This window comes from Prevotella sp. 885 (genome assembly GCF_002265625.1).
Taxonomy (GTDB): domain Bacteria; phylum Bacteroidota; class Bacteroidia; order Bacteroidales; family Bacteroidaceae; genus Prevotella.
This window is the reverse complement of sequence record NZ_NOVE01000080.1, coordinates 1-8,427: the sequence shown is the minus strand read 5'-3', so window position 1 is coordinate 8,427 and position 8,427 is coordinate 1. Positions and strand designations below refer to the sequence as shown.

General features: G+C 46.4%; 6 protein-coding genes. 1 reads left to right on the top strand and 5 read right to left on the bottom strand.

Annotated elements, in window-relative coordinates; genetic code table 11:
- On the top strand, positions 1 to 190 hold a 190-nt coding region (locus CHL74_RS16035; RefSeq protein ID WP_217901462.1), incomplete at its 5' end, for a hypothetical protein.
- Positions 191 to 721: 531 nt separating this feature from the next.
- Here the strand turns inward: CHL74_RS16035 and CHL74_RS14430 are convergent.
- From CHL74_RS14430 to CHL74_RS14410, 5 genes are all read right to left on the bottom strand, one after another.
- Positions 722 to 2,356, bottom strand: coding sequence for an ATP-binding protein (locus CHL74_RS14430; RefSeq protein ID WP_094881884.1), 1,635 nt, complete (start codon positions 2,354 to 2,356; stop codon positions 722 to 724).
- A 27-nt stretch (positions 2,357 to 2,383) separates the two neighbouring features.
- Positions 2,384 to 3,415 (bottom strand): hypothetical protein, encoded by a 1,032-nt coding sequence (locus tag CHL74_RS14425; protein WP_094881883.1) that lies wholly within the window; start codon positions 3,413 to 3,415, stop codon positions 2,384 to 2,386.
- Positions 3,416 to 3,658: 243 nt separating this feature from the next.
- On the bottom strand, positions 3,659 to 5,011 hold the full coding sequence (locus tag CHL74_RS14420) for a hypothetical protein (RefSeq protein ID WP_094881882.1): 1,353 nt from the start codon (positions 5,009 to 5,011) through the stop codon (positions 3,659 to 3,661).
- A gap of 7 nt (positions 5,012 to 5,018) precedes the next feature.
- Entirely contained in the window at positions 5,019 to 5,195 is a 177-nt protein-coding gene (locus CHL74_RS15930) for a hypothetical protein (RefSeq protein WP_176452278.1), read from the bottom strand.
- Positions 5,196 to 5,301: 106 nt separating this feature from the next.
- Entirely contained in the window at positions 5,302 to 8,307 is a 3,006-nt protein-coding gene (locus tag CHL74_RS14410; protein ID WP_094881880.1) for a CHAT domain-containing protein, read from the bottom strand.
- Between the last annotated feature and the right edge of the window lie 120 nt (positions 8,308 to 8,427).

Below are 8,427 nucleotides of genomic sequence, written 5' to 3'. Positions count from 1 at the left end.
TCCTATAATTCTGATGATGCCGCTTCGCCTTAATTTGGCAGATAAGGACAGACGAGTTAATTTCAATTTTAAACAAAGATTGGAGGAAGGAAGACACCGTCACATTAAGGAATGGACGGATGAAAACTTTTCTCCAAATTTGGTGGTCAAGCGCATCAATACTATAGGTAAAAAATGCGCAGGATTTTAAAGCGATTTTGAACACCCTACCCTTCGGGGAACTATATTTCGATGGAGGTGACGCACATACCCACAGCTGCGCTGCTTCGCAGCTTGCAGTGGGTTTCATGATATAGGTCCCGCTCCGCGGAACCCGCAGCTCATACTCAATCTGCTTCCTTTCGTGGGTGCGTGGCTACGGCGAGACGCCATAGCCTCCTATGTTAGCTTTTTCTGCAGTTCTCCGCACGCAACATCCGTGTGATTCGAGACATCCGAAAGTTCAGTTGGTTATTTGTTGCAGACGAATCTGGCATGGATTATGGTGTGCCTTGGTTAGATAGAAGAATCGTTATTGATTCGTCTCACCGCTGATTTTCTGTTGTCGTTGAGCCTCCATTGTTCTTTCTTTTCGTTTGATACACACACTCACTTCGTTCGATACACACATTCATTTCGTTCGATGCACACATTCACATCGTTCGATGTAAGCATGTATATCGAACGATGTGAGATGACAAAAAAGGCTGTTTCATATAATTAAAGCGCTGCTTTTAGATCACTATACGCATAGTTTCTTTAAACTTACTATCTTCTTCTGCACTTCGTCCTCACAGATGGCGATGATCTCATCCGTATTTAACGGGCGACCTTTCAGTATGGATTCTATCATCATTTTTCTCACGGCGTTCTCTATCTGTCCGCCGCTGATGCTGAACCGTTCTGCCATAGCCTTGATGTTGCTCTCGTCCATGTCAGGCAGCATGCTTCGCCATATCTGCTTTCTTACCTCTGCGGACGGGCTTTTAAACTCAATGCGATAGAGGAAACGCCGATGGAAAGCCGGGTCGAAGTTGTCTGCCAGATTGGTTGTGGCTATGAGTATGCCCTCGAAGTTCTCCATGTTCTGGAGCAGGATGTTCTGCATGGTGTTAGCCATCTGCTCCACTTCCGAATTCACTCCTACGTGACGCTTGCTGAAGATGGCGTCTGCCTCATTGAAGAGGAGGATGGGAGCGAGCTCGGACTGTGAGAGCTTCTCTCTGTAATCGGCGAAGATACGCTCTATGTTTTTCTCCGATTCGCCCACCCACATGCTCTTCTGTGACGAGAGATCAACACGTATAATCTCACGTCCGGTACGTCTTGCTATCTGGAGGACGGTTTCGGTCTTTCCCGTTCCGGGCGCACCATAGAAGAGGCAGCAGAAGCCGGTTCGCAGTCCTGCCTCTTTCATGCGCTGCTGTATGCTGACAAAGCTGTCCTGGCAGAGAAGGGCTTTAAGGCGTAGGATGTGCTTTTGTTCGTCTTCATTGTAGAACATGTTTTTGGGCACAATGGTCTGCTTATTGGGTGGGGCAGGGGTCTGCTTCGGCTCTTTTCTGTCTTCTGGGACATACTCCTCGCCCAAGAGGAGGAGAATGCCGTGGACGGTCAGTCGGAAGTCTTCTTCGTCGTTGTCAACATTTTCGAGGATGTCCTTGACGACAAGGTCGCTGGTCTTGTTCTTGAACTGCTTGACAATCATCGAGCACGAACTGTGAGGCAGGATTTTGTTATAGTCAAACGTCGTGACATAGTCGTCTGCCTTGTTGACAAGTGCGTTGCATACTATCAGCAGCAGAATCATGTCGGCATCGTTAAGGTTCAGACTCAATATCTTTTCGCAGAAGTCGAGATGACAGCATCCTTCCATTATCTTCTTCACCTTCTCCACCATTAATGGAAAAGAAAGATTGTCGAATTCGCAGGCACGCAGCAGGTCTGTTATGCGATCCCACATCTCCTCATAGGTCAGGTCTGACATGACCTCGGGGCGAAGCTCATGGTTGTGGCTCACAGCCTGGACAAGTGATTCGGAAGGCATGTAATGCATGTTCCAGACATTGTGTCTGCCTCCCCCGACAACATTGATGACACCTCTGTCCACCAGCATGTCCATTTCATTCTGTAGTCCCAGAATGAAAATACGGTTTGCTTCCGCATGGTCGGCAAGGTCGTCTGGCGAGACGGGGTCGCCAGCGTTGTCAAGCATGACCGCCACGATGTAACACTGCATCTTCGTAAGATGTAGCTTTCTTTGGAGGTACGAGGTCTCTCTTGGGAATTTCTGCATGGTCTCACAATCGAGTCCTTTATCTCTTGTCCCTGAAGCAATTATCTCCAGGGCGCTTGCTATTGTAATTCTCTTGTTCATAGTATATTATGTTTTCTTGTTATTTTTTTATGTTTTCATCCAATTAATGATGTATGTAGTGATCTCTACGTTGAGCTTATGAAATTTATTGTCAATCCAGGTCCGTCTTCTACCAAGGCGTCGGGCTAAAGCTACAGGATCCTCATTATTGTAAAAGCGTTCATAAAAGACGGTCTGTTCCTCCGTAGTCCAAGGCATCTCTTGGGCGCGGTCAACAACAAAAAGGACCCATTGCTCGAGAAATGGCAGACCAGGGCGGAATTGGCTTTGCAAAACGTGCAACTCATTTTCTTCATTATCGGTGTAAAGCTGCTTTTCGGCAATCGCCATTGCGTCGTCTGAGGTGCTGGTCTGAAACACGCCGCTGCAATCGCTGAGAGCTTCCCTGACAAGATTGACAATCTTGCCGTTCGATCTCACAACCAGCATGCTTTCCTTATCAATGAGCGCTTCCTTGAGCATGGTCTCCGCTGTCCTGACTGTCTTTCGGAGAAGTGGCTTGGACAAGCCTTTCTCAGCCATAATCTGCTCGTCAGTCATACGATTAACGTAGATCATAGTGAGGACAGAATGGAGCTCAGGAACATCCACAAGGTCGATAACCATCTGACGTTCAGAGTCATACTGCATAGATTTCAGGGTCAATGACGTGTTCGTAGCGTTCAAATCGCTGTTTGGGGGTATGAGATGCTGCTTGTCGAGCTCCTTAAAGACTATCTGGCTGGCGCAAGTTGCTGTCCAAGCAAAGATGGACTGGTCGCCACGATAGGTGCTAAAGCGTGTCCACTTGCCTCCGTCATACATGCCGGCATACACCCATGTGGAGATGTCGCGAATGTTGATCACAACCTTGTAGGTCTCATAAATCTTATGTGCCAGTCCCTTGCACATCGGTATGATAGCCTCGAAAAAGAATTTTTCAGCCACACTGCTGTAGGTGGTGATGGCATCACGGAGTGCGAGATTTTCGTCCTTGCTGAGATTGTACTTGTGCTTACCGAAGAGTATCAGCCACTCCACCCAATCCTTCACTGTCTGATTTTCTGTAGCCTTGCGCATATCGTATCGGTTAAAAGTTAATAATTACGATGTTATGCACTACGGTCATATAAAAAAGAACCGATAGTTTGCATTAGAAATTTAATTCTGATGCAAAACTACCGGTTTAGGATGGTAAATTCAGTGCCAGTGGATTCTTTCGTTCCTTCGGGCTTGTGTTGTTAGTTTATGTGTTGGTTGTCAGTATGTTATGAAATCGTTGTTTGTTATTGACGTTATGAAAATGTATCGTTTTTGCCGAATTTAGTGTATTTTGAGGGAAAGGAAAGTTTCTGGCAACTCTATTTTTTCCTTCGTTATGGTCAAAGGGAACTGTCTGTTAGCCAAGAAAGGCGAATAATCCTCTTTCAGGTTCTTGAAGGTTGTCTGCAATGCGAACTCGATGTCGCTATAGCATTCGCCAAGTTTTCCCTGTTGGTTTTCCCTGTTTATCTTCAGTCCGTTGTACGACTTTTCCGCCTCCTCTTCTTTGTTATCAAATAACCGCCGGTTGGCCTCGATGTATGCCTTGTGGTTCTTCTTTACGTCCACGATGTAGTTGTTTCGGTCTTTGGTGACTTTCTCTATCAGGGACAACACATATATAGTCATGGACGCTTTCTGCATTTTCACGGGGTGGAGCGTGCCGTCCTTTTCCTTAATGAACAGCCAATATGCATAATCGTCATGAAAATTGTATGGCTTTCTGTTTTTCTCGCGCTTGGAAAGGACAATCTGGTATGCTGTCTTACGTCCCATTGCTTCACGGTCGGTGACTTCTGATGTGATGTTTTTTGTGACGGACGGCTTGGTGGAGAGCAACAGCGAATCCAGCATCTTATATATCTCGCGCTTGCTCAGCACCCCCATCAGCTCCTGATATTCCTCGTCTGCCTTTGCTCTGACTTGTGGGTCGTCGCTTTTTCTTCGCTTGATAATGTTAGGAAGCTTGCTTAACATCTTTGTTCTTTCCTGATATGTCAGTTCGCCAGAACGGAATCGTCTTTCTGTTTCGACAGCCGTATCGCCGATTACGCTTATCGGATTGGCGGCATGATTGCCACGGAAATGGATGTCGTCGGTTTTGCGGCGGAACGTAGAGTAGGAGGATTTTATGAACAATCTCTCTACTTCTTGCTCACTCAATCCCGTCAGCACCGCCTCAATCGTCTCGGGACTGACGTTGGATAAGGCATGACTGATGACGGAGGAGATGATAAGGTCAGCGTCAACAGTCAGAAATGACACTGCCGAATCAAGAAACATAAGATTGTCAATCTTGCCGACCAGATAAATATGGGCATTGTTGTCTGGAGCTATAAGCGGCATGACAAGGTTATGGTCCTCGGCAATCAGCTTTCCCATTTGGGTGTCGGAAGAAATGGCAATGTCCTTCGGCATGAAATCGCAGCTGTAATCTGTCACCCAAGTCTTGCGGAACATGGAAGAACTCAACGCCTCTTTAACTTTCCTTATTGCCGCTTCAGCCTCCTCGTTCTCCTCGCTGACAACATATACTACGCCGTCTGTCAGTCCGTTAACAGTGTGGCGCTCTTCTGTCAGTCTTGCAAAGAAGCTGCTCTTAAGATTGATGTCGTTAATGTATGCTTGCTCCATAATATTTTCATATTCGTTGTTGTATTATCGGCTGCATCCTATTGAATCCTGCCGACGCTATATTAAAGATTTGTCTGTTCTCTCTTGACTGTAATAGATGGTCCAGTGTGGCGAAGGCTTCAGGCTCTGTCGCCACACCGTCCATATACTTAGCCATTATGCTCACTAATTCCTGTCTGTCCATAATCGTAAATTTAAATATGTCTGATTGAACTTGCGCAAGTTCAGTATCTGAAACATACTTAGTGAGCAAGAGGATTGTCACTTTCTATCGGACATTCGTCTTTTTTTTAGTCTAACATTACAAAATTAGCCCAGAAGAACGGATGAGGATAGTGTCTCTTTATCTCATTCTTAGCTAACGTGAAAGCTTGCCTTTTAGTATAATTACCTGCGAGAAAATAATTGTAGAATGACATCATAAACATTTCGCCTACTTCGTCAGACTCGTTCCAGAGAGACATGATAATGGTCCTTGCACCTGCTTTCTTGAAGGCTCGCTGCAGTCCGTAGACACCGTCTGAACGAACGGCTCCGCTGCCGCTGTTGCACGCTGAAAGCACTACGAGCGAAGTGTCAGACAGGTCCATCTTGGCTATGTCGGCAGCAGTTAGGATGCCTTCGCGATGGATGGGGGTGCCATGCAGCCATCCTTGGTTGCCGTTACTCATGACCAGGCCAGACAAATCCATCGGACTGACACGTCCTTGCAATGCAGGAAGGTTAAGGGCCGTGTCCTTGGTCTCGAAGAAACCGTGCGTAGCCAGATGTATGACCGTGGGGGAGTGACCGTCCAATGCTTTGAAAGCGTCACCTGTGCCGTGAAGCCCGGTGAACGTAACGGTATGGATGCCGCTCATTTTGCTTCTGAACGAAATCTGTCCGACCTCTCTTTCCGTTCCACTGAGGTTGCCCCATGGAAGCAGTTTGGTAGGCTCGTACGTGTGCAGACCTACCTTATATCCACGGTCAGTCGTTGGCGTGTCAGAAGCTTCTCCGTAGTTTAAGCCTCCGAAGAGGGTGATGTCCTTAATGTTCTGGCGGTCCTTGCAACCGCTCATTTCACGCACATGGCTCAGGCGTGTAAACGAGCGGTATGTTTCCTCCAACGTCTTGCCGCTCTCAGCATCTGCCTTTAACGATTCTATAGGTATGACGGACAGTGAACCGCAAGGGATGAAGAGGACGTTTTCGTTGGACTTAATGTCACAGGAGCTTGAGATTACGGTCCACAAGAGGTCGGTCAGTCTGGTGTTGACGCTCCAATCCTCAGTGTATGCGTCGCTGATTTCCGACTCTTTGCAGATTCGGATTATGTGTGGAGCCTTGTCTTCCTTACGAAATACAAAGGCTTGATACAGGATGTCATTGTCTTCAGTTTCGTAATCGAAAAAGTCAACAACGACGTCCGTAGCCTCCATCTTTGCTTTTACATCCTCGAAGTCTTGATTCAGAAAATCAAAATAGCTGCCGAGTTTTTCACACAAGGAGCATGTCAGACGCATACGCATCATGTAATTGTCGACATATTCTTTTGCAGAACCGTTTGTGGATGTGCCCCATGGCTTCTTCTCCTGCTCGTGTTGTTCCAGGTCTTCATACAGTTTTCTTACGTCTGCGGGTGTTCCGTCGGAATAAACCACGTTCTTGACGGCACGTTCCGAGCTCAGCAGGATTCCCTTGGCGTAAAGTACCAGCTCGTAAGCCTTCTTGCGTAAAGATGCAGAGCTTTGCTCGTCAATCAATAGCATGGTGTGATGGATGAATTTGCTGGTTTCCATCCAATAGTTTTCGCGCAAATCGCCATCCATGTAAGGCAGACGACGGCTTGACTGCGAAATGATAAGACTGATGGCTTCCGACAGATCGGCCTCTGAATGGGATGTTTTACCGAGATTGTGATAAGCCATCGCACGGCAAATCAGTATGTTGAGTCTGAAGAAATCCTTGTCAGCGTCTGTTGATTCTTTAGTCTTGTCCAACGCATTGCTAAGCAATTCTATGGCATACTCAGGTTCTGAGCTTTTCTTGAGATTGCCTAATTCGTACAATGTGGAGTAAAGAAGCTGTCTGGACATTGTTATGTCTGAGCCTTCATGCTGGGGATTGCTGAACATGCTGACAACCTCTTCGTAAAGTTTGACGGCATTTTCAATGTCGCCACTTCCTTCATACACCTGTCCAAGAGAATGTATAGCTATGGCTGTGTAATAGTCAGAATAAACCTTCTCAGTGATATTTCGTGCTTCCTCGGCTAAATGACCTGCACATTTGGGATGTCCGTTCTGTATTTCATCTTTCGAAAATAGCAGCAGCCACTTTATTTGGTCTGCATAAAACAGATTGTCAAGGAACGGCATGGAGTAAATGGTGTCCTCGTCCTGACTTGATGTTTCAGCATCGGCTTCCGTGTTTTCGCGTGCAGCCGAATTGTATAGCGTCTTATACACAATGGACAGCAGATCGGAATTGCTGTATTGGTCTTTGCTGCCACCATAAGCTTTCGCCTCGACATCTTTCATTTCTTTCGTACTTTGTGATGCGGTTTGCCAGTCTCCACGTTGTAATGCCATCAGATTGTCAATGAACGGCATCGCTTCCTTCAGGCGGTCTTTACGAAATTCTGAGGTCTCTTCCTCCAGCAGCTTTTCGCCTAACTCATAAGGATTGAGGTTGTACTTGCTGCACAATGCCACTAAATCCTTAGCCACGGACAACCTTCCGGAGTCGACGTCGGCATATACGGTCAAGTCGATAGCTGCAATGCAGACAGTTGACTTCCTGATAACGCAGATATACTCGTACGTGGTGTCGTCTGCATCACGTGCAAGGTCAAGGGCCATGTCATAATACTCTATGGCTTTGTAGAATTCTCTTCTGTTGCCATAAGCGATGGCAATCTGAAACAGAGTCTCGATATGATCCTCAAACGACACCACGTCTGAGAGTGAAGCAATCTGGCATATAGCCTTCCCGCATAATATGGCTGTGTCATACTGAAGATGAGCCAACATAAAGTCTGCACTCTCATAGAAACAGTTGTGGAAGACTTTCAGACATTCGTAGGTCTGGTCAAGTATGTTGGGGTCGGAGAAGCATAAATAGTTAGCCTTGAACTTCTCAGCGAATACCGAGTGGTCAAGACTAAAGATGTCATGCATCTCTTTCAGCCTTTGATTGACTGCGTAATACAGTTGCTTGTCGTGATGTTTCTCTAAAAGCAGGGACACTTCGTCTAACAATATTTGCAGTTCTTCAAACCAATGGTCTTTTGATTTGGCGAGAAGTCGGCTCATCCGATAAAGTCCGTGGCATCCCTACCCAAATATATCAACGATACATGATAGATTTTCCGTAAAGATGTTTACCTTTGCTGTATGAAAAATGATGTCAGCATTAATATGTACAAGGGACTT

Excerpts from the sequence above, each read along its gene's own strand:
- CHL74_RS15930 (WP_176452278.1), bottom strand. The coding sequence starts at position 5,195 with ATGGACAGACAGGAATTAGTGAGCATAATGGCTAAGTATATGGACGGT.
- CHL74_RS14410 (WP_094881880.1), bottom strand. The coding sequence starts at position 8,307 with ATGAGCCGACTTCTCGCCAAATCAAAAGACCATTGGTTTGAAGAACTG.
- CHL74_RS14425 (WP_094881883.1), bottom strand. The coding sequence starts at position 3,415 with ATGCGCAAGGCTACAGAAAATCAGACAGTGAAGGATTGGGTGGAGTGG.
- CHL74_RS14420 (WP_094881882.1), bottom strand. The coding sequence starts at position 5,011 with ATGGAGCAAGCATACATTAACGACATCAATCTTAAGAGCAGCTTCTTT.
- CHL74_RS14430 (WP_094881884.1), bottom strand. The coding sequence starts at position 2,356 with ATGAACAAGAGAATTACAATAGCAAGCGCCCTGGAGATAATTGCTTCA.